Origin of the sequence: Shewanella sp. ISTPL2 (assembly GCF_013283205.1) — a bacterium.
In the GTDB taxonomy this organism is placed as follows: Bacteria; Pseudomonadota; Gammaproteobacteria; order Enterobacterales; family Shewanellaceae; genus Shewanella; species Shewanella oncorhynchi.
Window position 1 is genome coordinate 4,080,893 of record NZ_JAAPAV010000001.1, and the last position, 24,877, is coordinate 4,105,769.

At 47.5% G+C, this 24,877-nt stretch carries 22 protein-coding genes; 11 read left to right on the plus strand and 11 right to left on the minus strand.

Going from position 1 to position 24,877, the window contains the following annotated elements; genetic code table 11:
* Positions 1-19: 19 nt before the first annotated feature.
* Both HUB64_RS17980 and HUB64_RS17985 read right to left on the minus strand, forming a co-directional pair.
* Complete coding sequence (locus tag HUB64_RS17980) at positions 20-493, minus strand: NYN domain-containing protein (protein ID WP_006082658.1); 474 nt, start codon at positions 491-493, stop codon at positions 20-22.
* A gap of 115 nt (positions 494-608) precedes the next feature.
* On the minus strand, positions 609-1,469 hold the full coding sequence (locus tag HUB64_RS17985; protein WP_173497530.1) for an AraC family transcriptional regulator: 861 nt from the start codon (positions 1,467-1,469) through the stop codon (positions 609-611).
* Positions 1,470-1,661: 192 nt separating this feature from the next.
* On the opposite strand from HUB64_RS17985, the gene HUB64_RS17990 reads away from it, so the two are divergent.
* Positions 1,662-2,585 (plus strand): DMT family transporter, encoded by a 924-nt coding sequence (locus HUB64_RS17990; protein ID WP_173497531.1) that lies wholly within the window; start codon positions 1,662-1,664, stop codon positions 2,583-2,585.
* 77 nt (positions 2,586-2,662) lie between these two features.
* On the opposite strand, the gene HUB64_RS17995 is transcribed toward HUB64_RS17990, so the two are convergent.
* From HUB64_RS17995 to HUB64_RS18025, 7 genes are all read right to left on the minus strand, one after another.
* Positions 2,663-5,803 carry a multidrug efflux RND transporter permease subunit gene (locus tag HUB64_RS17995; RefSeq protein ID WP_173497532.1) on the minus strand — a complete coding sequence of 1,047 codons (3,141 nt, stop codon included), beginning with the start codon at positions 5,801-5,803 and terminating at the stop codon, positions 2,663-2,665.
* A complete protein-coding gene (locus tag HUB64_RS18000) occupies positions 5,803-6,912 on the minus strand; it encodes an efflux RND transporter periplasmic adaptor subunit (RefSeq protein WP_173497533.1) in 1,110 nt (369 codons plus the stop codon). Before HUB64_RS18000 ends, HUB64_RS17995 begins: the two co-directional genes overlap by 1 nt.
* 210 nt (positions 6,913-7,122) lie before the next feature.
* The gene (locus tag HUB64_RS18005) at positions 7,123-7,917 is read right to left on the minus strand and encodes an ABC transporter substrate-binding protein (protein WP_105251742.1); all 795 of its coding nucleotides are present in this window, start codon (positions 7,915-7,917) and stop codon (positions 7,123-7,125) included.
* Positions 7,918-8,165: 248 nt separating this feature from the next.
* A complete protein-coding gene (locus HUB64_RS18010) occupies positions 8,166-9,368 on the minus strand; it encodes a metallophosphoesterase (protein WP_173497534.1) in 1,203 nt (400 codons plus the stop codon).
* Positions 9,369-9,676: 308 nt separating this feature from the next.
* Complete coding sequence (locus HUB64_RS18015; RefSeq protein ID WP_173497535.1) at positions 9,677-10,147, minus strand: nuclear transport factor 2 family protein; 471 nt, start codon at positions 10,145-10,147, stop codon at positions 9,677-9,679.
* Positions 10,148-10,149: 2 nt separating this feature from the next.
* A complete protein-coding gene (locus HUB64_RS18020) occupies positions 10,150-10,842 on the minus strand; it encodes a DsbA family protein (RefSeq protein WP_173497536.1) in 693 nt (230 codons plus the stop codon).
* A 258-nt stretch (positions 10,843-11,100) separates the two neighbouring features.
* Positions 11,101-12,024, minus strand: coding sequence for an MBL fold metallo-hydrolase (locus HUB64_RS18025; RefSeq protein WP_173497537.1), 924 nt, complete (start codon positions 12,022-12,024; stop codon positions 11,101-11,103).
* Positions 12,025-12,282: 258 nt separating this feature from the next.
* Between HUB64_RS18025 and HUB64_RS18030 the strand changes: the two genes are divergently transcribed.
* Complete coding sequence (locus HUB64_RS18030) at positions 12,283-13,224, plus strand: LysR family transcriptional regulator (RefSeq protein ID WP_173497538.1); 942 nt, start codon at positions 12,283-12,285, stop codon at positions 13,222-13,224.
* A gap of 168 nt (positions 13,225-13,392) precedes the next feature.
* Here the strand turns inward: HUB64_RS18030 and ettA are convergent, their stop codons facing one another.
* A complete protein-coding gene (gene ettA / locus HUB64_RS18035) occupies positions 13,393-15,060 on the minus strand; it encodes an energy-dependent translational throttle protein EttA (protein WP_105251746.1) in 1,668 nt (555 codons plus the stop codon).
* Between the two features lie 189 nt (positions 15,061-15,249).
* Between ettA and glyA the strand changes: the two genes are divergently transcribed.
* The 9 genes from glyA to HUB64_RS18080 all read left to right on the plus strand — a co-directional run bounded on the left by glyA (position 15,250) and on the right by HUB64_RS18080 (position 22,953).
* A complete protein-coding gene (glyA, locus tag HUB64_RS18040) occupies positions 15,250-16,503 on the plus strand; it encodes a serine hydroxymethyltransferase (RefSeq protein WP_131523579.1) in 1,254 nt (417 codons plus the stop codon).
* Between the two features lie 288 nt (positions 16,504-16,791).
* A complete protein-coding gene (gene nrdR / locus HUB64_RS18045) occupies positions 16,792-17,241 on the plus strand; it encodes a transcriptional regulator NrdR (RefSeq protein ID WP_006082643.1) in 450 nt (149 codons plus the stop codon).
* Positions 17,242-17,360: 119 nt separating this feature from the next.
* Positions 17,361-18,515 (plus strand): bifunctional diaminohydroxyphosphoribosylaminopyrimidine deaminase/5-amino-6-(5-phosphoribosylamino)uracil reductase RibD, encoded by a 1,155-nt coding sequence (gene ribD / locus HUB64_RS18050; protein ID WP_173497539.1) that lies wholly within the window; start codon positions 17,361-17,363, stop codon positions 18,513-18,515.
* A gap of 11 nt (positions 18,516-18,526) precedes the next feature.
* On the plus strand, positions 18,527-19,183 hold the full coding sequence (locus HUB64_RS18055) for a riboflavin synthase (protein WP_028761389.1): 657 nt from the start codon (positions 18,527-18,529) through the stop codon (positions 19,181-19,183).
* 95 nt (positions 19,184-19,278) lie between these two features.
* The gene (gene ribBA / locus HUB64_RS18060) at positions 19,279-20,382 is read left to right on the plus strand and encodes a bifunctional 3,4-dihydroxy-2-butanone-4-phosphate synthase/GTP cyclohydrolase II (protein ID WP_028761388.1); all 1,104 of its coding nucleotides are present in this window, start codon (positions 19,279-19,281) and stop codon (positions 20,380-20,382) included.
* A gap of 130 nt (positions 20,383-20,512) precedes the next feature.
* Positions 20,513-20,992 carry a 6,7-dimethyl-8-ribityllumazine synthase gene (ribE, locus tag HUB64_RS18065; protein ID WP_006082639.1) on the plus strand — a complete coding sequence of 160 codons (480 nt, stop codon included), beginning with the start codon at positions 20,513-20,515 and terminating at the stop codon, positions 20,990-20,992.
* 11 nt (positions 20,993-21,003) lie between these two features.
* Positions 21,004-21,408: a transcription antitermination factor NusB gene (gene nusB / locus HUB64_RS18070; RefSeq protein ID WP_006082638.1), complete on the plus strand. Its 405-nt coding sequence runs from the start codon at positions 21,004-21,006 to the stop codon at positions 21,406-21,408.
* A 78-nt stretch (positions 21,409-21,486) separates the two neighbouring features.
* Entirely contained in the window at positions 21,487-22,443 is a 957-nt protein-coding gene (thiL, locus tag HUB64_RS18075; RefSeq protein WP_049821775.1) for a thiamine-phosphate kinase, read from the plus strand.
* Positions 22,444-22,458: 15 nt separating this feature from the next.
* The gene (locus HUB64_RS18080; protein ID WP_028761385.1) at positions 22,459-22,953 is read left to right on the plus strand and encodes a phosphatidylglycerophosphatase A; all 495 of its coding nucleotides are present in this window, start codon (positions 22,459-22,461) and stop codon (positions 22,951-22,953) included.
* A 153-nt stretch (positions 22,954-23,106) separates the two neighbouring features.
* Here the strand turns inward: HUB64_RS18080 and recN are convergent, their stop codons facing one another.
* Positions 23,107-24,765, minus strand: a complete 1,659-nt coding sequence (gene recN / locus HUB64_RS18085; protein WP_173497540.1) for a DNA repair protein RecN — start codon at positions 24,763-24,765, stop codon at positions 23,107-23,109.
* Positions 24,766-24,877: the final 112 nt, after the last annotated feature.

Genomic DNA, 24,877 nt, shown 5'->3' on the forward strand with positions numbered 1-24,877 from the left:
CCTCATTTTTGTCTTGTGACTAGAGCAATAACGCCTCATCGATAGGGTGAAATTGAGAGGCTGCATCCCTTAAGGATTTAGCCGTCAGGGTAGGGACGCCATACACTTGGGTTTCAACGCCATACTTTTGATGAATTTTTTGCAGCAATAAATCGAAATCGCCATCACCAGACAATAAGATCACTGTATCCACTTCACTCGCCGCTTCCATAATATCTATGGTGATCCCCACGTCCCAATCGCCTTTGGCCGAGCCATCGCTGCGCTGAATAAACGGTTTTAACTTCACCTCAAAACCTATGTGCTTTAGTGCGTCTTGAAATTTCAATTGCCCATCGTCGCCCTTATGGATGGCATAAGCCACGGCCAACGCTATATCACCTTCATAACCTAAGTGCTGCCACAGTTTACGATAATTAAATTGGCGACCATAGGCTTCACGGCAGGTGTAATAGATGTTTTGCACATCGACAAATAAAGCGATTTTTTTCAAGGCGTTTTCCAGCGGCTAGGGGAGTAAGGGCACTATAGCATATCGAGGCAATGGTGTTTTCAAGGATGTTAGAGTGTTAGGTTCAGCCGTCGAGATTGTGAACCCAAAGCGTATGTTAGCTTCTATGGTATTTTTGATATTCGCCCGGTGACATGCCGCAGAGTTTTTTAAAGTAACGCCCCATATGACTTTGATTGGCAAAGCCATTATTGAGGGCGATATCGGTCAAGGATTGCGTTGAATGGCTCAAGCTTTGTTTGACCTTTTCAATGCGCACTTGCAGCAAATACTCTTGTGGCGTCATTGCAAATTGGCATTTAAACATACGGCAAAAATGGTACTCGCTAAGTTGGGCAAGCTCGGCCAACTCAGACAAGTAAATCTGCCGATGGGAATGGCAATAAATAAACTCTTTGATTGCTTTGGCCACTTTAGGTGCGAGTCCGCCCTTAATTGGCCCCACCGACAAATTAAAGCCTGAACTTTGCAGCAAAGTCACCAGCACAGTGTCGGTTACCTGTTCCATCATCAGATGGTGATCACTCGTCTGCCAATCGAGCCCTGCAACTTGGTGCCGAAACAGCGCCTCTAATCTCGGATTATCGACAAAGGTCAACTCAGGTAAACGCACTTGGCGTGGATCTTTATCAAAGACTCGCACCGCCAATTTTTTAAGATGTTCATCGCTAAAATATAAATGCATAAACTGCTGCGGTTGCCCCAGTTGCCAATGGCTTTGGCAGCCTTGGGGCATAAGACAAAACTTACTGGGCGCGCCATAGTCGGCCTTGATATCGGTTCTGTGGGTTTCGTAGCCGCCATCCAGATACATACTCAGCGTATGTTGTGCATCGTTTTGGTAATACAGACGCTCGCTCGCATTTTGATAATGAGCCCAAGATAAATCCTCCGTAATCGCTTGTTTACGAATACAGGTTTTGGCGGATTTATCAAAACTGATGTATTTGGGCTCCATGGGTTCCTAGTGATCTCACTGGCTAAGCATTTTGTCTTTCCAAATTATCGCACTTATGGGCGTGGCTCAACGTCCGCTCGCGATTAAAACCGCAATATCGTGTTATGGCCAACAAGATGGTGACATAAGGACGAAAGCCATCGCTGTATAGTTTGCTCATTAAGCATTTTATGAAGGTGTAGGGGACTCATTATGGCTGCTGTGATGTATTTGCTGATGATTTTTGTGTGGGGTTTTTCGTGGATTGCCATTAAGTGGCAGCACGGTGAGGTGGCGACGGAAGTCTCGATTTTCTATCGGTTTGCGATTGCGAGTCTCTTGATGTTCGCCATTGGCTTTGCCCTTAACAAGCTGCAAGCGGTAAAGCTTAGGCAGCATCCTTGGTTTGCGTTACAAGGCGTGTGTCTATTTTGTTTGAACTTTATCGCGTTTTATACCGCAACCCATTATATCGCCAGCGGTTTAACGGCAGTAATTATGGCCACTGCACCCATTTTTAATGCGATACATGGCCGCATTTTTTACGGTACTCCCACCAGTCGCAATTTTTGGTTAGGAGTGGGGGTCGGTCTGGGTGGCATTAGCTTACTCTTTAGCGCCGATTTACTCGCGACTCAGTGGTCACAAAATTTAGTGTGGGGCTTATTGTTTTCGCTGTTAGGTACGTGGTTTTTCTCGATTGGTAACATGATCAGTATGCGCAACTCGCGCGATAATGTGTCGCCCTTTACCTCGACAGCGTATGCCATGTGCTATGGCAGTGCGGCGTTACTGCTCATCATCTGGTTTAAAGATTTAAGCTTTAGTTTACCGCTGACAACCCGTTATCTTGGCAGCTTGTTCTACTTAGCTGTTATCGCCTCTGTGATTGGCTTTACCGCTTATTTGATCTTGGTTGAGCGAATTGGCGCTAATGCCGCTGCATATCTGTTGGTGATTACCCCTGTGGTGGCGTTAAGTGTATCGAGTGTGTTTGAGGATTATCAGTGGACTTGGTATTCAAGCGTGGGACTCTTGCTAGTCGCGCTCGGTAACATGTTAACCCGCCGTCAAAAACCGCTTGGTGCTGGTCTCGGTTTACTTTTAGGCTTAGCCAATAAAGCAAAAAACGCTTAAAATGTTAATGAGAAAAAAGCCAAGACACTGAGTACCTTGGCTTTTTGTTATTCGATTATCAAGAGCTATGATTCGCGTTAGGCTTTAGGTGCGAGTTCCTGCTTTGCGGCCACCTCTTGGGCCGCTAACTCTTGCGCTTTAATCGCCGCTTCGAGCTTAGCTTCAACATAACCCGGTGAATGGGTCGCTGCCGAGATTAATCGATACATGGCAGGGATGACGAGTAGTGTCACAAAGGTGGCGAATGCCATACCGAAGAACACTACAGTACCCACAGCGATACGACTTTCTGAGCCTGCGCCCGTCGAGAAAATTAACGGCACAGCGCCCACTAAGGTGGTGAAGGCTGTCATTAGGATTGGCCGCAAACGACGGGATGACGCATCGATAATAGCTTTATCGAGTTCAAAACCGCGGTCACGCAATTGGTTAGCAAACTCTACGATAAGGATACCGTTTTTAGTTACCATACCAATCAACATGATCATGCCTATCTGGCTGTAGATGTTGATCCCTTGGCTGGTGATCAGTAGTCCTAAGAAACCACCGAATACACCCATAGGCACAGTAAACATCACCACTAACGGGTTGATAAAGCTCTCAAACTGTGCGGCTAATACTAAGTAGGCAACCAGTAAAGCCAAACCAAATACGATAAAGATACTGCTTTGGTTTTCTTTAAAATCTTTGGATTCGCCCGTGTAACCAATCGAAATATCTTTAGGTAATAATTCAATGGCTTTAGCGTCAAGGAACTTTAAGCCTTCACCTAAGGTGTAACCTTCACTGACGTTAGCCTTGAGGGTGATCGATTTTTGCTTATTGGTGTGGCTTAATCTTTGTGCCGAGGCAATTTCTTCTATATGGGTGACAGTATCGAGAGTGACTAATTCACCCTTAGCTGACCGCATGTAGATTTGGCTCAGGTCACCGACATTGTTGAAACTGTTTTCATCACCGCGTAAATACACATCGTATTCTTCACCTCGATCAACAAAGGTCGTTTCGGTGCGTCCACCCAGCATGACTTCTAAGGTTTCCGATACTTGGTCGACACTGATCCCCAGTTCTGCGGCGCGCTCTTTATCGACAGTAACAATGAGTTCTGGCGTTGTTTCTGCGTAGTCTAAGTCAGCCCCTTCCATCATAGGGCTAGCATTAGCCTCTTCTTTCAATATCTGCGCCCACTTAAACAGTTCGGCATAGTCCGAACCACCAAGTACAAATTGCACGGGTTCGCTCGATTGCCCTCTAAAGCCTGGCATCATAGGGCGAACCATTACATCTGGGATATCTTTTAAGGCATTGCTAATAATTCCAAGGGCTTGCTGCGCTGTCACATCGCGGTGTTCCCAATCTTCTAGCTGCATGATGACAAAACCTGTTTGATCACCAGCACGGCCACCAAAGGCGGGAGCTTGTACGCTGAAGGATCGCAGCACACCTTTACCTAGCAAGGGCATGAGTCTGTCTTCGACTATGTCCATGTTGGCTGTCATACGGTTATAACTGGTGCCTTCGGCGCCTTTAATAAAGGCGAACAACACGCCGCGGTCTTCCTGCGGCGCAAGCTGTGACGGTACTTGTTGCATTAACCACGCGCTGCCGCCGATACAAGCGAGGATGACTAGCGGTGCGAGCAGGCGGAGTTTAATCGCTCGAGTCACGGCGACGCGATAAACGCTTTCCATGCGAGCAAAGCCGCTGTCGACCCAACGATTAAAGCGATTCGGTTTGACGTTGGCTTTAAGTAATTTACTGCTCAGTACAGGCGTAAGTGTGAGTGCCACTAAGGAGGAGAACAGCACTGACACCGCCAGCATCACGGAGAACTCGGTAAATAGTAGCCCGACCATGCCCTCCATAAATGAAATTGGGAGGAATACCATCACCAGTACCGCCGTAGTGGCGATAACGGCAAAGCCCACTTCTCGAGTACCTTTATAGGCGGCGAGTAAGGGCTCTTCACCTTTTTCGATATGGTGGAAAATGTTTTCAACCACCACAATCGCATCATCCACCACTAGACCGATGGAGAGGATTAATGCCATCAATGTCAGTAGATTAATCGAATAACCTAGCATGTTGGCGGCGATAAATGCCGAGATCAAAGATACTGGAACCGTCACCGCTGGGATTAACGTTGCTCGTGCTTGTCCAATGAAGATATACAGCACGAGTACGACCAAGGCGCCGGTGACATAAAGGGTGCTATACACTTCGTTAATCGAGCGGTCGATAAATACGGTCGAGTCGAAGTCGACCACTAGGCTAGTGCCTTCGGGCAGGAAGTTTTGTACGCGATCAACTTCTTTATGCACTTCTTTGGCAACGAGCAGGGGGTTGGCATCGGACTGGGCAATAATGCCTAAACTGATGTTAACTATGCCGTCACTTTTGAAGGTCGAGTTTTCGTTTTGTGCGCCAACAGCCACATCTGCCACATCTTTTAAGTAGATAGCCGTGCCATCGCTGGCGGTACGCACCACAAGATAGTCGAAATCCTTCGGCGTGTAGTACAAGCGTTTGGTACGCACCGACATCACAGTGGTGTCGTTGCGCACTTGGCCGCCGGGCGTTTCGATGTTCTCTTTACGCAGGGCGTTGATAATATCCGTTGCGGTAACATTACGTCCTGCCATTTGTTCGGGTCTGAGCTTGACGTACATGACCTTATACAAGCCGCCGGAAATGCTGATAGAACTCACGCCGCTGATTAAGCTGAATTTGTCCTCGAGTACTCGCTGGGCGTAGTCCGTTAATTGAGTACGGTCCATCACACTCGAGCTTAAGTTCACATAGACTGAGGGTTCGCCGGAGCCGTTGTCTTTTGAGACGACGGGGTCTTTTGCATCTTCTGGGAGCCTGCGTTGGGCGCGGGCCACAGCATCACGCACATCGCTGACCCCTTCGGTTAAGTTCCAACCGAGGAGGAATTTAACTGTGATACGCGAGCTACCGTTACGTGTGGTCGAGGTGATTTCGTCAATACCACTGATCCCTGTTAGCTCATCTTCTAAAGTCTTAGTGATCTGGCTTTCCATAATCGCCGCCGATGCACCCGAGTAACTGGTGCTGATGGTGACCACAGGGCTTTCGACGTCGGGCATTTCCCGTATTGACAGTTTAGTGAACGACACTATGCCGAATACACATAGCAGTAAGCTTAAAACGATGGCAACGACAGGGCGTTTAACCGAAACATCGGATAACCACATTATTTCGTCTCCGTTGCTTTAAGACCTGAAAGCTCTGTTGCACGGGCTGAGGCTTTATCATCGAGCGTGACTTCATTGATTTGCAGGCCATCGCGCATATTGACTAAGCCCTGTACCACGACTTTGTCACCTATGTTTAATCCACTTTCGATTAAGACTTGGTTATCGATACGTGCCCCGAGTGTCACTTCTGTGCGGTGGGCAATATGGTCGGCGCTAACTACGTATACGTAACGTTTAGTTCCTGAATATTCAAGAGCTTGTACTGGCACCATAGGTGCTGAAATCGCTGGGAAGGTGATGGTTGACGACATCATCATGCCCGGTTTTAAGCGTTTCTTCGGATTATCGAATAGCACCCGTACTTTGAGGTTTAAGGTTTCCTCATTGACGCGGGGATCGATAGCCACCATTTTGCCAGTAAAGATTTCATTCGGCCAAGCGCGACTGGTGGCTGACACTTGCATGCCAATACTCAGTTGCGATAGGAAATGCTCAGGCACTTGTAAGTCGAGGCGCATGCTGGACAAATCATCTAGCGACATCAACTCAGTGCCCATGCTGACCATCTTGCCTTCGCTGAAATTAATCAGGCCAGTATTACCCGCAAACGGCGCTATCAGCGAGTGGTAATGTAAATCTGCTTGGGCGGAAGATAAGCGTGCTTGGGCGATATCAACACTGGCTTTTTGTGCGTCAATCTCGGTTTGGGTAATGGCGTTACGGCTGATCAGTTTTTCAAATTCTTTGAGTTTACGTTTTTCATCATTGAGGAAAGCATTGGCCTCGGCGACAGCAGCTTGGGCTTTCATATCATCGAGTTCGATCAGTAACTGGCCTTTTTTCACCGCTTGGTTTGAGGTCACTGCGACTTGTTTAATCTTACCTGTGACTTGCGGTGCAATGATCACTGCACGTTCAGCCGCGAGTTTGCCGATAAGAGAGATAGATTGCGCTAATGGATATTCAATCACTTCACCCGTGACCACAGGAACGGTACGCATAAGATGTGGTGCGTTCTCGGGTTTAGCCGCTTGAAGGACATCACTAAAACTCACCGCTGTGGCGATAATCGCGAACAGGGCAATGGCAATAATGGTTTTTTTCATTGTAATTATTATCTCGCGCAAAGGCAGTTTAAAAAGGTAATCGCTCTAATGGCGCTATTCTAGTGAATAACGTACGCCAGTTGGGTAAAAGTTTGTAAAGGTAAGCGAACGAAAATGAAAGAAATTGTGTTTTTTGAGCATTGAGCACAATTCAACGAGAATTGTGCTGTTTTTTTGTACTGCTATTGCTTTTTAAAAGCTGGACGGACTTTAGGGATGGACTTCAGTTCGCGTTTTTTCAATCGGCGCTTGAGTCGTTTCAACCTGAGGATATTGGCTTAAAATTGCCGCTAATCGTCCATCGCGGCGCATACTCTCTAAACCTTGATTAAAATCCGTCACTAACTGCGGATGATCCGCCACAGCCAAAGAGATCCCTAAGTGAAATACCTCAGTCGCTATGGGTTGGCCGACTTGCTCAAAGGCCCCCTCATATTCACTTGGTCCTTTTTTAATTAAATACCTCGCTAAGTTATGGCCAATCAAGACTAAGTCAATACGTTTTAAAAACAGCTTTTTGAGATTCATCTCATCCGAATTTCCTTCCTCTGTGGTGAGCCCCGCGGCGAAGATTTCTGGCGGATTAGCGTAACCGCGACCTATACCGATAGTGAAAGGTTTAAGATCTGAAAGTTGACTGAAACTCAGCGGTGAATCTTTACGTTTATAAAACACAATTTGTACGGGTTGGATAGGCGCAGAATATTGGGCCCATTGCTCGCGCTCTTTACGATACCAGAGCCCAATGATGCCATCAGCTTGGCCTGTTTTAACGAGTAAAGCCGCGCGGGCGAAGGGATAAAACTTGAGACTGGCAGTGTAACCTTGACGTTTAAAAGCTTCTTTGACGACTTGCGCAACGCCGCCCTGTTCAGGTAAAGCATCGGCATAAAAAGGAGGATAGTTAGTGGCGACTAATTGGAGTTCCCTGCCCGCAAATGCTGGGGGATAGAAGCTGAATAGAAACAAGCAAAAGCTAGATAATGTGAGTAATTTCTTCCCCATTTCTACTCCAGCACTTAGGTGAGTCGCACTTGGCTTGAGTATAGTCAGAGTTAATTAGAACAGGCGAACTTATGGATATAAAGATGAGTGCATATTGAGCGCCATACGATTGAGCGTTATGCCGATTGAGTACCATGGTGGGCGCCCATTTTACCCTTGCTCATTCATGCCTTATTTGCCCCAGCGAATTTATGGATTAAGGCGCTAGCTCATTCACGTATTGGGGCAAAAGATATTAGTGAGGCAGGTTATAGCGAAACCTGCTCACCCTGATACAAACCTCGGCGGAGTTTGCCAGCGTCGATAAGTAACAGCTCACCGGATTTACCATTCTTAATGCTGCTATCTATCGCAATGATTTTATTATGATAAAGCCCAAGTACTTGTTCCTGCGATGTGTGCCCTACGACGATATGAACGACCTTGAAATAGCTCAGTATGCTATCGATATCCGACTCTTTCAGTTCATCTTTAAAGTAGCCACGATACCAAGTTGGACCATTGGTAAAAAACAAAAAGTTGAGTAAATCGTCTTGCTTTAAATCGGCTTTTTTATCATCTAAATGCTGACGAAATAATTGGTTAGCATCGCTGATATTTAATTTACGCTCGACCCATTCAGGGCTGATGCCACCGTGCATAAACAAGATATTATTGATTTTGACTAAGGTATGTTTGCTGCGAAGCCATTGGCCTATTTCGGTGTCTTTGTTGTAGAGCTCATCGTAGCTGCGTTTGAGTAAATCTGCCGAGACTTGATAGCGTTCATTGACGTAGCGTAAGTCGCCGCGAAACACCATTTGCTCGTGATTGCCCATGAGTAGATGTAAGCGTCCGCCCGCAGCTTGGGCTTCTTGGTCTAAGGAATATAAAAACCACAATACTTCATTGACTTGATGACCACGGTCAAACATGTCGCCCGTCATCACCATATGACCGTCACCAAAGGCCCAGTGGTTATCTTTGTCGATAATCTGGTGGGCTTTTAGCAAGTTAATCATTACATCAAACTGGCCGTGTACATCGCTAAGGGCGACAATTTTGCTGACCTGGGTGAAGGTATCTGGCTCAACCGTGACAGCTTGTGTATGAAGGTGCGGTTGGGGTAACTCACCGCAATTGGTAGGGCGAGTTAACTGCGCCTTCGCAATCGGTGTTTGTTTTAGCTCGCTTTGGCAAATCCAATAGGCTGTGTCTTTTTGAGCATCATCTAAAAACACATAAGGGCCATCGGTGATGCTGCTTTCTTGAATTTTTAACTCTGTATCAGTTTCACTTGCATTGGTCGTCAGTGAGGTTAACGCAAGTGAGGTAAAGGGGAGTGCGGTGACAAGCCATAACAGTGGCGTGAATTTTCTATGTTGCTTGAGTATCCATTGGCTGGCTCGGCTAAGTCGCGCCATAGATAGCATGATTGGGTGAGCCCCGACTGGCATCGAATTGATTTGCATTAGACCGCATCCTTGTTCTTGTTTTAGTTATTTATTTTGTCATTTTAGACACTTAAGTTAATGAGTCTTAGAACGTGCAGCTTGATGAATTCAATTTCAAGCGCTTAATCCAAACGCTTAATCGCAAGTGCTTAATCTTAAGTACTTAATGTCAAGTGCTCAACCTATTGAAAATACTAAATCATACGGATAAGGCTTATCATCGGCAAGTCGTGGGGCGGGCTAAATTAAACTTGCCCGCCTCATTATTCAGTTATTCCATCATTGCATTTCTATCGTGCATGACTGTCTTTACATAGTATTGGCAGTTACATGGCATTGACGACGGTATAACTATCAACAAACTGCTCGAAACTGACGATTTTTCCGCTGTGTATTTTCCATAAATGGGCGACTCGGGCGCTAAAATACTTGCCCGTTTTGACATAGGTACCTGAATAAGTGCCGAAGGCAAAAACCTTATCGCCTTGGGCGACATAGTCTTCGATATCGACGCGATAGTTATCCCATTCAGTTTCGAGGCGGGCGAACACATTGGCGGCTATCGCGCTAAAACCTATGTAAGTGCCCGCATAGGGAAAACCTACCGCCTCTGTCCAGCGTGCGTCATTTGCCAGTGCATGCTCAAGATTTTTGGCATTTTCGGCAGAGCTGTGTCCTGCGTAAGTACTTTTGACAAGTGCAAGATTCGCATCAGTTTGTCTTGCTGTTTCGATAAGATTTAACTGAGCAGACTCACTCACTAAAGAGCTTGTTGGAACACCATTAAGCGTTGGCATGATTATGACTCAAATTGCGCTTCAAGATGGCTTAACCACTGGGCGGGTTGGCCGTAGAAGCGGTTGATATTAATGGCGGTGATGTTGCCGTTATTATCCTCTATAGCCATCGAAGGGAAACCTTGGGCACCTATCAGATTCAGTAATGCTCTGGATTCAACAATATGCTCATATAGCTTGTCTTCACCTTGGGCATAATGCTGCGCAAAGCTCATAGGGTCGAGCCCAAGTTCAGCGGCTAAGCTTGCGAGATTACCTTCATCACTGGCGCTGTGACCATCACGGTAATGGGCCAGTTGTACTGAGTGTAGATAGGCCAAACTGTCGCCACCCATAGCATCGACTGCGAGCATGGCTTTAATAGGAGGCGCCGAGTCGAGTACGATTGTGGTATCGCGCAGCAGACCATCAAAATAGTTTTCCCCAAAAGGTTGTCCGGTTAGCTCGGCAATACGCAGATCGTGGGGCATAACATAGTCGCGCCAGTTAGCATCGATTTGTTTACGTCTTGGGCCTGTGAGCATACCGCCGCCGTGGAGCTTAATGGTAAAGCCTGCTTTTGCGGCGGCATCGAGTAAAGGCGCTGCGGCATAACACCAACCACATAAAGGGTCGATAATGGCGTGCAGAGTGCGCTCTTTGGCCGTTGCTGTGCTGCTGGTTGTGCTAGTTGGATGAGCTGTTGGCTGAGTCATAGTGTTAAACCTTTTGGCTTAAGTTTTTCGCGATATTGGCAGCTTAAGTCATTGATATGGTTATGTTAAATGGCGTGGTTGGTACGGCTATTGATATGGCTATTTAAGTGCAGCTAGTCAGGTGCAGTTATGTAGATGCAGTTATTTAGGTAAGGACTGGCACTCAATCGAACACGTGCCTGTCTTTAAATGTTTGCACTTAACTATCTTTTACACCTAACTAGCTGTACCTAATCGCCGAGATAGATATGGCTGGGCTTACATAGGCCAGGTCATTTCGCCCATGTAAACTTTGGCGCTGATCTCAAGCCCTGCATCGGCTGGCATTTGTGGGTATAGCGCCAGCATCTTTTGGATTAATTCGGCTGAATCTTTCGAGGCTTTTGCAGCGATTTCAAAGGCTTTTACATATTCACGAGTAAAACCGATGGCGTGGGTATTAAATCGCGCTTTGCCTAAATAGTGCCCTGGGATCACTGTGGTCGGCAGCAGTTTTTCCATTGCATCTAAATGGGTTAACCATTCCTGACGCTCAGAGGCAGTTTGAGTGTCAGCCATCCAAACATGCGTGTTATCAAATACTTCCACGCCACCTGTAATAGTTTTTGCCGATGGCACCCACAGGAAAGTGTGTTTAGGGTGTTTATCATTAAAACCTTTGATAATCACTTGCTCACCGTCGATGGTGAAAGTGTCGCTGTGTATCGCCTTAGGTAACACTAATTCGCTTGGCGCATTATCTTTTAAAATCGGCCCCCAGTAGGCGAGTTTGCCTTCCATTGAGGCTTTAATAGCATCGACAGTGGTTTGAGTCGCGACGATTTGTGCATCGGGGAAATTCTTTTTAATCACGGCTAAACCGAAATAAAAGTCAGGATCGCTATGACTGATATACACCTGAGTCAGCTTTTTACCGCTGGCCTTAATGGTGTCGACCAATGTTTGGGCATCGTTATTTTGAAATTGCGCATCGACTAGCATCATTTCGTGTTCGCCGCTGATAAAGCTCGATGACACGGCAAAGATGCTGTTTTCGCCCGGATTAAAATGGCTCACTTGCAATGGCGCAGCATTGACCGCACTAAGTCCTGCCAGCAACAAGGTGGCGGCTAGGCTTATTTTAGACGAGGCCTTCAATGTGGCGTTAACTGTGTTACGTATTGCATAGGTCGATGTGTTCATTTGGGGCTCACTTATAGTCACAGGGTGAAAGAGTAAAAGGTTCGATTTAGCATTCATTGATTTGCAGCTGCTGCAAAAGTGAGTTAAGTATAGGTTGCAAAAATCAATAGATAAATGCGAGTATCTGCCCATATTTGTTGCATTAATCGGAGGAATAGCCGTATGTACTCTTAGTTATTATTCATGTGGTGACGTGAGTATGTGAGTGGGCCTTCGAGTGATTGAAAGTGAGTGATTGAAAGTGAGTGGAGATAAATCATGGATAGACTCGAAGCGGCTAAGGTGTTTGTGACTATTGTTGAGCGCGGCAGCATGATCAGCGCCGCCAATGCCTTAGATATGTCGCGTTCTATGGTGACCCGTTACTTGAGCGAAATGGAAGAATGGTCTGGTGCTAGGTTGTTGCATCGCTCGACGCGTAGCCTCAGCTTAACGCCCGCGGGTGAGCAAGTGCTGGACTATTGCCATCGGCTGCTCGAACTGGCTAACGAAGTCCCTGCGGTAAGCCATGCCGCTGTGGCTATTCCGCGGGGATTACTACGTATTAGTTGCTCCCAGTTTTTGGCACATCAGATTTTAGCGCCCGTGGTACAGCAATATTTAGCCAGTTATCCGCAGGCGAGCGTGAATTTCCACGTGAGCAGCCAAACCGTCGATTTAGTCGCCGAGCGAATTGATCTGGCGATTCGCATCACCAATGAACTCGATCCCAATCTTATCGCTAGGCGTTTAGGGGAGTGTGAGTCTGTTGTGTGCGCTGCACCGAGTTACCTTGCCGCGCGCGCCGCCGTGCTGCATCCAGAGGATTTAACTCAGCATAACTGTTTAACCTATTCCTATTTTGGCGATGTGATGTGGCGGTTTTATCAAACCGATGTGGTTGCGAAACAGGCTCAGGCGCTTAACTCCGATCCTAAGTCAAACCAAGGTCAAGTATTTAACGTGCCTGTGAATGGGAATTTTAGCGCCAATGATTCCATGGTGGTGCTCAATGCCACGCTGGCAGGTGAGGGGATCGCTATGCAGCCTGTTTGGGCGGCGAAACCCTATTTAGACTCGGGTCAGCTAGTGCCTTTATTAATGGAGTTTAAGCCGCAGTCCCTCGGTGTGTATGGCGTGTATCAATCCCGCAAACACATGCAGCCTGCACTTAGGGTGATGATGGACATGCTGGTGGCCTACTTTGCCAGCTTGAATTGAAATCGTGCCAGTTTGAAATAGTGTTAGCTTGAAATAGTGCCAAAGCTTGCGGCACTTATAGCGTAACGGGATGCCATAAAAAAGGAGCTTAACCCTTTCGAGTTAAACTCCTCAGATACATGCTTGACTAGATTCTAGATTCTAGATTCTAGATTCTAGATTCTAGATCTACTTAATCATGCGCTTGTATTTCAAGCGGTGTGGCTCAACCACATCGGCGCCATAGGTGTTTTTCAACCATGCCGAGTATTCTGTGTAGTTACCTTCGTAGAAGTTCACTTGGCCTTCGTCACGGTAATCCAGAATGTGGGTCGCGATACGGTCGAGGAACCAACGGTCATGCGAAATCACCATAGCGCAACCTGGGAATTCCAGAATCGCTTCTTCCAGTGCGCGCAGGGTTTCAACGTCTAAATCGTTGGTGGGTTCGTCGAGTAATAATACGTTACCACCCGCTTGCAGCAGTTTGGCTAAATGTACTCGGTTACGCTCACCGCCCGACAGAGTGCCGATGATTTTTTGCTGATCGCCACCACGGAAGTTGAAGCGGCCTACATAGGCACGGCTCGGGATTTCCATGTTGTTGATACGCATGATGTCTTGACCACCGGAGATTTCTTCCCAAATGGTGTTCTTATCATTCATCGAATCGCGGAACTGCTCAACCGATGCCAATTGCACTGTTTCACCCAGCTCAATGCTGCCGCTGTCAGGCGTTTCAGTGCCGGATAACATGCGGAACAGCGTCGATTTACCCGCGCCGTTGGCACCGATAATGCCGACGATCGCGCCCTTAGGCACAGAGAACGACAGGTTGTCGATCAATACGCGGTCACCGTAAGACTTGGTCAGGTTATTCACTTCAATAACCTTGTCGCCTAAACGTGGTCCGGGCGGAATAAACAGCTCGTTGGTTTCGTTACGTTTTTGGTAATCGTTAGTGTTCAGCTCTTCAAAGCGCGCCATACGGGCTTTGCCCTTAGACTGACGGCCTTTCGCACCTTGGCGTACCCATTCCAATTCCTTTGCAATGGTTTTTTGACGGGCGCTTTCGGTAGCCGATTCTTGCTTCAGACGGGCATCTTTCTGCTCAAGCCATGAAGAATAGTTACCTTCCCACGGAATACCTTCACCGCGGTCGAGTTCTAAAATCCAGCCAGCAGCATTGTCGAGGAAGTAACGGTCATGGGTAATCGCGACCACAGTACCAGCATATTCCTGCAGGAAGTGCTCAAGCCACGCCACAGATTCAGCATCCAAGTGGTTGGTCGGTTCGTCCAGTAACAGCATTTCTGGTTTTTCAAGCAGCAAGCGACAAATCGCCACGCGGCGACGTTCACCACCGGATAATACTTCGATTTTCTCATCCCAATCTGGCAGACGCAGGGCGTTGGCGGCGCGCTCAAGGACGTACTCTAAGTTATGGGCATCTTGGGCTTGGATAATGGCTTCGAGTTCGCCTTGCTCTTTTGCAAGGGCGTCGAAATCGGCATCCGGCTCGGCGTAGGCGGCATAAACGGCATCGAGGCGAGTCAGGGCATTTTTTGCCTCTGCTACCGCTTCTTCAATCGCTTCACGCACGGTTTGATTCGGATCGAGTTTAGGTTCCTGCGGCAGGTAACCGATTTTCAATCCCGGCATTGGGCGCGCTTCGCCTTCAATTTCGGTGTCGATACCCGCCATAATGCGCAGTAGTGTCGACTTACCTGAACCGTTGAGGCCGAGTACGCCAATTTTGGCGCCGGGGAAAAAGCTTAAAGAAATATCTTTAAGGATCTGCTTCTTAGGCGGAACAATTTTACCCACCCGCAGCATGCTGTAAACAAACTGAGCCATTTTTCTCTATCTTAAGTGACTAATGATGCGGCTAATTCTACTCGATTGCGCGCCGAACTCAACTCGACAATGAGCCAAGTTCAAGCACTCTCTGCAGGAATTTCATGTTTCAAATACTGGGATTGTGACCGCGTTCCGAGTAGAATACCGCGCAACCCTACCTATAAGAATTGGCAGCTGGAGTAAGCAATGCTGAAAAAAGATATGAATATCGCAGATTATGATCCGGAACTGTTTAACGCAATTCAGAATGAAACTCTGCGTCAAGAAGAGCATATTGAGCTGATTGCTTCTGAAAACTACACCAGTCCACGCGTGATGGAAGCGCAAGGTTCACAGTTAACCAATAAGTACGCTGAAGGCTATCCAGGCAAGCGTTACTACGGTGGTTGTGAGTATGTGGACGTAGTTGAAACCTTAGCGATTGAACGTGCTAAACAACTGTTTGGCGCAACTTACGCTAACGTACAACCTCATTCAGGTTCACAGGCAAACAGCGCGGTTTACATGGCATTGTTAAAACCTGGCGATACCGTACTGGGCATGAACTTAGCCCACGGTGGTCACTTGACCCACGGTTCACCCGTTAACTTCTCTGGCAAACTGTACAACATCATTCCTTACGGTATCGACGAGTCTGGCAAAATCGACTACGACGAAATGGAACGTATTGCCTTAGAACATAAGCCTAAGATGATGATCGGTGGTTTCTCCGCCTATTCAGGTATCGTTGATTGGGCAAAAATGCGTGAAATCGCAGACAAAATCGGTGCTTATTTATTTGTCGACATGGCGCATGTTGCCGGTCTTATTGCTGCGGGCGTTTATCCAAACCCAGTACCACACGCGCATGTTGTGACATCTACGACCCACAAAACCTTAGCGGGTCCCCGTGGTGGCGTGATCTTATCTGCTGCTGACGATGAAGACTTGTACAAAAAGTTGAACTCTGCGGTATTCCCAGGCGGTCAAGGTGGCCCATTGATGCACGTTATCGCCGGTAAAGCGGTGGCGTTCAAAGAAGCCCTAGAGCCAGAATTTAAAGTTTACCAACAGCAAGTGGTTAACAACGCTAAAGCTATGGTTGAAGTGTTCCTTGAGCGCGGTTACAAAATCGTCTCTGGCGGAACCAGCAACCACTTAATGCTAGTTGACCTGATTGGTCGTGACTTAACGGGTAAAGAAGCCGATGCCGCCTTAGGTAGCGCTAACATTACCGTGAACAAAAACTCAGTGCCAAATGATCCACGTTCACCCTTTGTGACCTCAGGTGTGCGTATCGGTACGCCAGCGATTACGCGCCGCGGCTTTAAAGAAGCGGAATCGAAAGAGCTGACTGGCTGGATTTGTGACATCCTTGATGATGCGAACAATCCTGCTGTGATTGAACGTGTGAAGGGCCAAGTATTGGCACTTTGCGCACGTTTCCCTGTTTACGGCTAATTTGCCTATGCATCTACGCTTAGTAGATGAAGGGCCGAGATTGACCGCCGACTGACTTGATACTTATCACATCAGGTATTTAGCATCAGGCACTTAACATCAAGTAGTTAACATTAGGTTGTTAAGCTCAGGTAGTTAACCTCAGCCCATAAATAGGATAAAATCCCATGGCCGCATCTTGCGGCCATTTTTATTGGTAAAATCTTAGGCTTAAATCCATTGCGTTTGACTGAGATTTAACAGGTAAAGCCATTAACGCTTTACCACCATTCACTGGCAGGAGGCTCAATGCATTGTCCATTTTGTAGCGCGACAGATACTAAAGTCATCGATTCCCGATTAGTGGCAGAAGGCCACCAAGTGCGCCGTCGCCGAGAATGCACCGAATGTCATGAAAGATTTACCACCTTCGAAGGCGCCGAATTAGTTATGCCTAGGGTGATTAAGCGCGATGGTTCACGCCAACCCTTTGATGAAGAAAAACTCCAAGGTGGCATGTTGCGCGCCGTTGAAAAACGCCCCGTATCTATGGATGAAATAGAGCAAGCACTCAGCAAAATCAAGTCTACTCTGCGCGCCACTGGCGAGCGGGAAGTGCCGTCAGAAATGGTGGGTAACTTAATGATGGAGCAATTGATGAGCCTAGATAAAGTCGCCTACATTCGTTTCGCTTCTGTGTACCGCGCCTTTGAAGACGTGTCTGAATTTGGCGAAGCCATCGCCAAGCTGCAAAAGTAGTCATTGAGTTTTGTCGCCGACAAGGCAGACGTGTACGAGCGATTGGCGTGAAAGCACAAATTTAAAAGACAGGTTTGTAAGACTGGTGAAAGCCGAAACCTTTAACAACAGGGTTGAACATGAGCTTGAACATAAGTTGGTCCGTACTCGATACCCAAATGATGAGCCGCGCGATTCAATTGGCGCGCAAAGGCTTTTACACCACGAGGCCCAATCCCAGTGTGGGCTGCGTTATCGTTAAAGATAATCAAATCATCGGTGAAGGTTATCATCAAAAAGCGGGTGAACCCCACGCCGAAGTGCATGCGCTACGTATGGCTGGCGAACGCGCCCGTGGCGCAACGGCCTATGTCACTTTAGAGCCCTGCAGCCATTATGGGCGCACGCCGCCCTGCGCCTTGGCACTGATCAATATTGGCGTTAAACGTGTAGTAGTGGCGGTGGAAGATCCTAATCCGCAAGTGGGTGGTCGTGGCATTCAAATGTTGCGTGACGCCGGCATTGAAGTGGATGTGGGATTACACCGCGATGAAGCCTATGCCTTGAATTTAGGCTTTATGAAGCGCATGGAATCGGGTTTACCCAGAGTTACGGTAAAATTAGCCGCGAGTCTCGATGGTAAAACCGCGCTGTCTAACGGTGTGTCTAAATGGATAACTGGTCCAGAATCTCGCCGCGACGTGCAGCGATTACGTTTACGTTCTTGTGCACTGGTCACGGGAATTGAAACCATACTGGCGGACGATCCCTCACTCAATGTGCGTTATCAGGAACTTGGCAGCTTAAAAGACCGTCTAACCGAAGCGCAATTACTGCAGCCATTAAGAGTGATACTCGACAGCCGCGCCCGTTTGCCGTTATCGGCCGCCTGCTTGGCTATCGTATCGCCCATACTCTTGGTCTCTACCGTGGCTTATTCCGCAGAGTTTCAAGCACAATTGCCCTCCCATGTGAGTTGCCTCGTGTTACCTGCAATTGCAGGTCGCGTCTCATTGCCTGAACTATTAAGCTATTTAGGCCAAAGCTGTAATCACGTGCTGGTGGAAGCGGGTGCAACCTTAGCGGGCGCATTTTTAGCGCAGGGGCTGGCCGATGAGTTAGTGCTATATCAAGCGATGAAAATCCTCGGTGGGCATGGGCGTAATCTGCTGCAATTGCCCGATTATCAAACCATGGCACACATTCCTGCACTCACGTTGGTCGATGAGCGCAAAATAGGGCCAGATACCCGTTTAATCTTGAGCGTTAAGCTTGATACTTCTTTATTTAATTAAGTGAGTTAACCATGTTTACTGGGATTATTGAAGCCGTTGGCACCCTGCGCAAACTGGAGCGTAAAGGCGATGATATTCGTCTTACCGTGGCGAGCGGCAAACTGGATTTAAACGATGTACGTCTAGGCGACAGTATTGCTACCAACGGTGTGTGCTTAACGGTTGTGCAGCAATTAGCCGACAGTTATGTGGCTGATGTCTCTGCCGAAACCGTGAGTCTAACCGGCTTTGCTCACTACAAAGTGGGCACTAAGGTGAATCTTGAAAAGGCCGTCACCCCAACCACACGCTTAGGCGGCCACATGGTCAGTGGCCATGTGGACGGTATGGCAACGGTTGAGCAACGCTTAGTGCGTGGTCAAGCCATTGAATTTTGGTTAGCCGCACCCGTAGAGCTTGGGCGTTATATTGCCCATAAAGGTTCCATCACCATTGATGGTGTGAGTCTGACGGTTAACGAAGTGGACGGCAGTCGATTCCGCTTGACCATAGTGCCGCATACCGCAGGTGAAACCACGTTAATCGACCTGCAAGCGGGCGATAAGGTGAATATCGAAGTGGATTTAATCGCCCGTTATCTTGAACGTTTGATGAATTATGATGGCAAAGACAGCAAGAGCGGTGGCGTCACCATGGAAATGTTAGCCCGTGCCGGCTTTGTGCGTTAGTGCACAGGAGCAGATTATTTAACTTAAGCTTATCGGCAGCTTAGGTTATTTAGGTATAGAATTTCATAATAACAGCAAAATCATAAGGTCCTACAATGGCGCTGCACAGTATAGAAGAGATCATCGAAGATATTCGTCAAGGCAAAATGGTTATTTTGATGGATGACGAAGACAGAGAAAACGAAGGTGATTTGATCATGGCGGCCGAAATGGTCACGCCAGAAGCGATTAACTTTATGGCGAAATATGGCCGTGGACTTATTTGCCAGACCATGACTAAAGCCCGTTGCCAGCAGTTAAACTTGCCTTTAATGGTGACGAATAATAACGCCCAGTTCTCGACTAACTTTACGGTTTCTATTGAAGCGGCGGAAGGTGTGACTACCGGTATTTCGGCCCACGATCGCGCTGTAACGGTGAAAGCGGCTGTGGCTAAAGAGGCTAAAGCGTCTGATTTGGTGCAACCAGGGCATATCTTCCCGTTAATGGCACAGGACGGCGGCGTATTAACCCGCGCAGGCCACACTGAAGCTGGCTGTGATTTAGCCCGTCTTGCGGGACTTGAGCCATCGGGCGTTATCGTTGAAATTTTGAACGAAGACGGCACTATGGCACGTCGCCCAGATTTGGAGATTTTCTCCGAGTTGCATGGCATCAAAATCGGCACTATCGCGGCTTTAATCGAGTATCGCAATACCAAAGAAACCACGGTTGTGCGTGAAGCTAAATGCAAATTACCGACCCGTTTTGGTGAGTTCGACATGGTGACCTTCAGAGACACTATCGACAATCAACTGCACTTTGCCTTAGTCAAAGGTGAGGTGAAAGAAGATTGTTTGGTGCGCGTGCATTTGCAAAATACCTTCAACGATTTACTCCACTCAGAGCGCGATCAGCAACGCAGTTGGCCACTCGAAAAGGCGATGGAGCGTATTTCTGCAGAAGGTGGTGTATTGGTTTTACTCGGGAATCAAGAACATCCCTGTGAAATCCTCTCTAAGGTGAAAGCCTTTGAAGCCGAAGATCAAGGCCAAGCGCCTGCTTCTGCAAAATGGCAAGGGACGTCGCGCCGTGTGGGTGTTGGCTCGCAAATTCTCGCCAGCCTTGGTGTGACTAAGATGCGCCTGCTCAGTTCGCCTAAACGCTACCACTCACTTTCAGGCTTTGGCCTTGAAGTGACTGAGTATGTGGCGGACTGAAACCCAAAGTTACACTGAAGTAAAATTAACAATTTCTGATAATTTGCATAGGGCTCTGGGCAATTGGCTGTGATATCATGTCGCCACTTTTCGCCCCGAGCTGGGTGCTTTAGCTAAATTAGGTAAGATAATGAACGTAGTTCAAGGTAATATCGAAGCGAAAAATGCCAAAGTTGCGATTGTAATTTCGCGTTTCAACAGCTTTTTAGTTGAGAGCTTGCTTGAAGGTGCACTTGACACGCTGAAACGTTTTGGCCAAGTCAGCGACGACAATATCACTGTTGTCCGTGTACCAGGTGCGGTTGAGTTGCCACTAGCTGCGCGTCGCGTAGCTGCCAGTGGTAAATTCGACGGTATTATCGCATTAGGTGCGGTGATCCGTGGTGGTACTCCTCATTTTGATTTTGTTGCAGGCGAATGTAATAAAGGTCTAGCTCAAGTTGCTTTAGAATTTGATCTGCCTGTTGCTTTCGGTGTTTTGACCACTGATACCATTGAACAAGCGATTGAACGTTCAGGTACCAAAGCGGGTAACAAAGGCGGCGAAGCTGCTCTAAGCCTGCTTGAAATGGTCAATGTTCTGCAAGAACTTGAACAACAGTTGTTATAGTAGGAAAAATAATGAAGCCTTCTGAGCGCCGCAAGGCCCGCCGTTTAGCCGTTCAAGCCATCTATTCATGGCAACTAAGCGGGAATAATATTGCCGATGTCGAGCATGAGTTTTTAACTGAACAAAGTCTCGATGGTGTTGATGTAGCTTATTTTCGTGAGCTATTTTCAGGCGTTGCAACGAAGAAAACCCAATTGGATGAGCTGATCATCCCGCATCTGGAACGCCCTATTGATGAAGTGTCTCCAGTAGAGAAAGCCATAGTTCGTTTAGCGACCTATGAGCTGACTTTCCGTAAAGATGTGCCATACAAGGTCGCGATTAATGAAGCGATTGAGTTGGCAAAAGCTTTCGGTGCGGACGAGAGTCATAAGTTTGTGAACGGACTGCTCGACAAACTGGTTGCACGCAAGTAATAAAGACAAACGGTATCTTAGGATACCGTTTTTCATTGCTAACAAAGGTGGCCGATGTAAGTCGTGCCAAACTGTACAGTGAAAGAATTCCAATTAATTGAATGTTATTTTAGCAACCGCGGCCCCACTCGCCGTGATGTGAAGCTTGGCATCGGTGACGATTGCGCTTTAGTGCAACCCGCAGAAAACAAGTCGATCGCTATCTCCTGTGACACCTTAGTTGAAAATGTCCATTTCTTCCCCGACATGCCTCCCGCTGCCTTAGGTTACAAAGCTTTAGCGGTAAATTTATCTGATCTGGCTGCCATGGGCGCTGAACCCGCGTGGATGACGCTTGCCTTAACGCTACCCGAAGTCGATGAGACTTGGCTAAGTGGCTTTAGTGAAGGCTTGTTTGAAGCGGCCGATTACTATGGCATCGCCTTAATTGGCGGCGATACGACTCGTGGTCCACGGGCGATTAGCATCACTGTGCACGGCCAAGTCCCACAGGGTAAGGCTCTCACGCGTCATGGTGCTAAAGCCGGTGATTGGATTTATGTCACGGGCACGCTCGGAGATTCGGCTTTAGGTCTGGATATCATTCGTGGCGCGCAACAGGCTAGAGCCGAGCATAAAGAATTCCTGATCAATCGCCATTATCGTCCAACACCAAGAGTTTTAGCGGGCCAAGCTTTGCGTTCGCTTGCCTCCAGTGCAATCGACCTTTCCGATGGGTTTATCTCGGATATCGGTCATGTGCTTAAGGCTTCGGCAGTCGGTGCTGTGGTGGACGTTAATTGCATCCCGCTTTCACGCGCGATGCAAGATACCGTCAGCGAGGAGCATGCCTTAGGTTATGCGCTTACGGGGGGCGAAGATTATGAACTGCTGTTCACCGTTCCTGAGGCGCAAAAAGGTGCGCTTGAGACAGCGTTGAGCCATGCAGGAGCAAAGTTTGTTCGCGTTGGACAAATTTGTGCAGGCAGTAAGCTCAAGTTGCAACTCAATGGTGAGCCGTTTACACCGCCGTATCACGGTTTCGAGCACTTTTAAGCGAAGAGCATGTTAATGAAATGGTTGTCAAAGGATCAGGTGCTAACGCGCCTGTCATTAAAAAATCCTGTCCACTTTTTGGCACTCGGTTTTGGTAGCGGACTCGCCGCTAAAGCACCTGGTACTTTCGGTACCTTAGCAGCCATTCCCCTCTATTTATTGATGGCGCCATTACCGCTCACTTGGTATATCGGCTTAACCTTATTGAGCGCATTTGCGGGATTTTATATCTGCGGTAAAGCCGCTCAAGATATGGGGGTACACGATCACGGTGCGATTGTGTGGGATGAAGTGGTTGGGCTACTGATCACTATGATAGCGGCACCAGCAGGTTGGGGTTGGTTGTTAGTCGGCTTCGGTCTATTTCGCTTTTTCGACATCATCAAACCTTGGCCTATTCGATGGCTCGATGCCAAAGTTCATGGTGGCTTTGGCATTATGATTGACGATGTCTTAGCGGGCGTGTTTTCGTTTATTTGTCTGCAAGGGCTAGTCTGGTGTTTTAGCTAACATTATCGCTAGCCTAACATGATAGTTAACCTGACATGTTAGTTAGCATGACCAACAACTAACCCTTAGTTTTTGATATAGCCCCTTAGCTTGTGATATAGAGTGTGTAGATTCAAGCGTTTAGCGACCTTATTCGTTATCTGATCCATATTACTATTGCAGCAGTTCCCTTGCGTTCGCGAGGGTATTGCTGGTGATAGTATCGCCACCTAACAGTCTTGCAAGCTCTTGGATACGCTGCTCACGATCGAGCGATTTCATTGTGGTCTCAGTACTGCCTGCCTTATTAAATTTATCGACGAACATGTGTTGATGACCATTGCCCGCAACTTGCGGCAAGTGAGTCACGCACAGTACTTGGGTCGATTCCCCTAAGCTGCGTAACATGCGGCCCACCACTGCGGCGGTGGGGCCGGAAATCCCGACATCCACCTCATCGAAAATTAATGTCGGTGTGGCAACTTTCTTCGCGGTAATCACTTGGATCCCTAATCCTATGCGTGAAAGCTCACCGCCAGACGCGACTTTCGAAATTGGTTGCAAAGGTTGGCCAGGGTTAGTGGTTACCATAAATTCGATATTGTCACTGCCATTGGCTGACATTTGCTCGGGGTGGAAATTGACTTCGATCGTAAATTTACCCTTAGGCATATTCAGTTCGTGGATTGACTGAGTCACCAGTTTGTCGAGTTCTTTAGCATAGCGGGCACGGCTTTGGCTGAGCTTTTGCGCATTGCTAAGATAAGTGGCTCTACTTGCCTCGACTTGAAGCTGAATTTCTTCAAGTTTACTTTCATCACTGTCTAAGGTGCTCAGCTCAGCCTTTAATGCTAAATGATGCTCGGCCAGTTTATTCGGGCTAACATGATGCTTACGCGCTAGTTGCATGGCTTTTGATAGCCGTTCTTCTAAATAGGCAAAATGGGTCGGATCGAGTTCGAGCTTACTCAAATAGTGCTGCAACTCGCCGGCACTTTCTTGCACTTGGATTAAGGCATCATTGAGCATAGTGTTGATATTGCTTAATGCAGGATCGTAGCTTTGCAGATCTTCGGCGAGGGAAACGACTCGATTGAGCAGCGACTCTATATTGTTCTCTTCGCCCTCTGTGAGTATATCTAAGCTCGCCTGACAGGTATCAATCAACTCAGTGCCATTGGCCAGACGTTTGTGCTCTTGCTCAATCTCATCGAACTCATCAACTTTAAGATCAAACTCATCGAGTTCTTCTACTTGATATTGTACTAATTGCTTACGGGCAATACGTTCATGCTGGGAGGCTTCGAGTTGTTTTAGATCGGCCTCAATTTGCTTGCAGCGTTGAAAGCTAGCGGCAACCGTATCGATAAGCAATCTGTGGTTGGCATAACTGTCGAGCAGGGTGAGTTGATGTTCACTTTTTAACATTGCATGGTGCGCATGTTGACCGTGAATACCGATAAGCAACTGACCCAGTAATTTTAGCTGCGTCAGCGGCACTGGATTACCATTGATGTAGGCGCGTGAACGGCCATCGCTACCAATAGTCCGACGTAGAATGCACTCATCATCGAGTTCAAGATCGTTATCTTCTAACCAACGTTTTGCCAGTGGAATATCATCCAAGGAAAAGCGGGCGCTGACCTCGGTTTTATTGGCTCCGGGACGAACACTGCTGGCATCGGCGCGATTGCCTAGGCATAGGCCTAGCGCATCGATGGCAATCGATTTACCTGCACCGGTTTCACCTGTGATGCTGGTCATACCGGGGCGAAAATCCAGTTCTAAAAAACGGACGATAGCGAAGTTATTAATGCTGAGTTGGCAAAGCATAGTGAATTCCTGTCGAAAAACATACCAAACCACTGTATTGATAAACAGTATATACTGATTTTATATACAGTAAAGTGGCTTGGGTAAATAATCGGCATTATCGGTAGTAAAT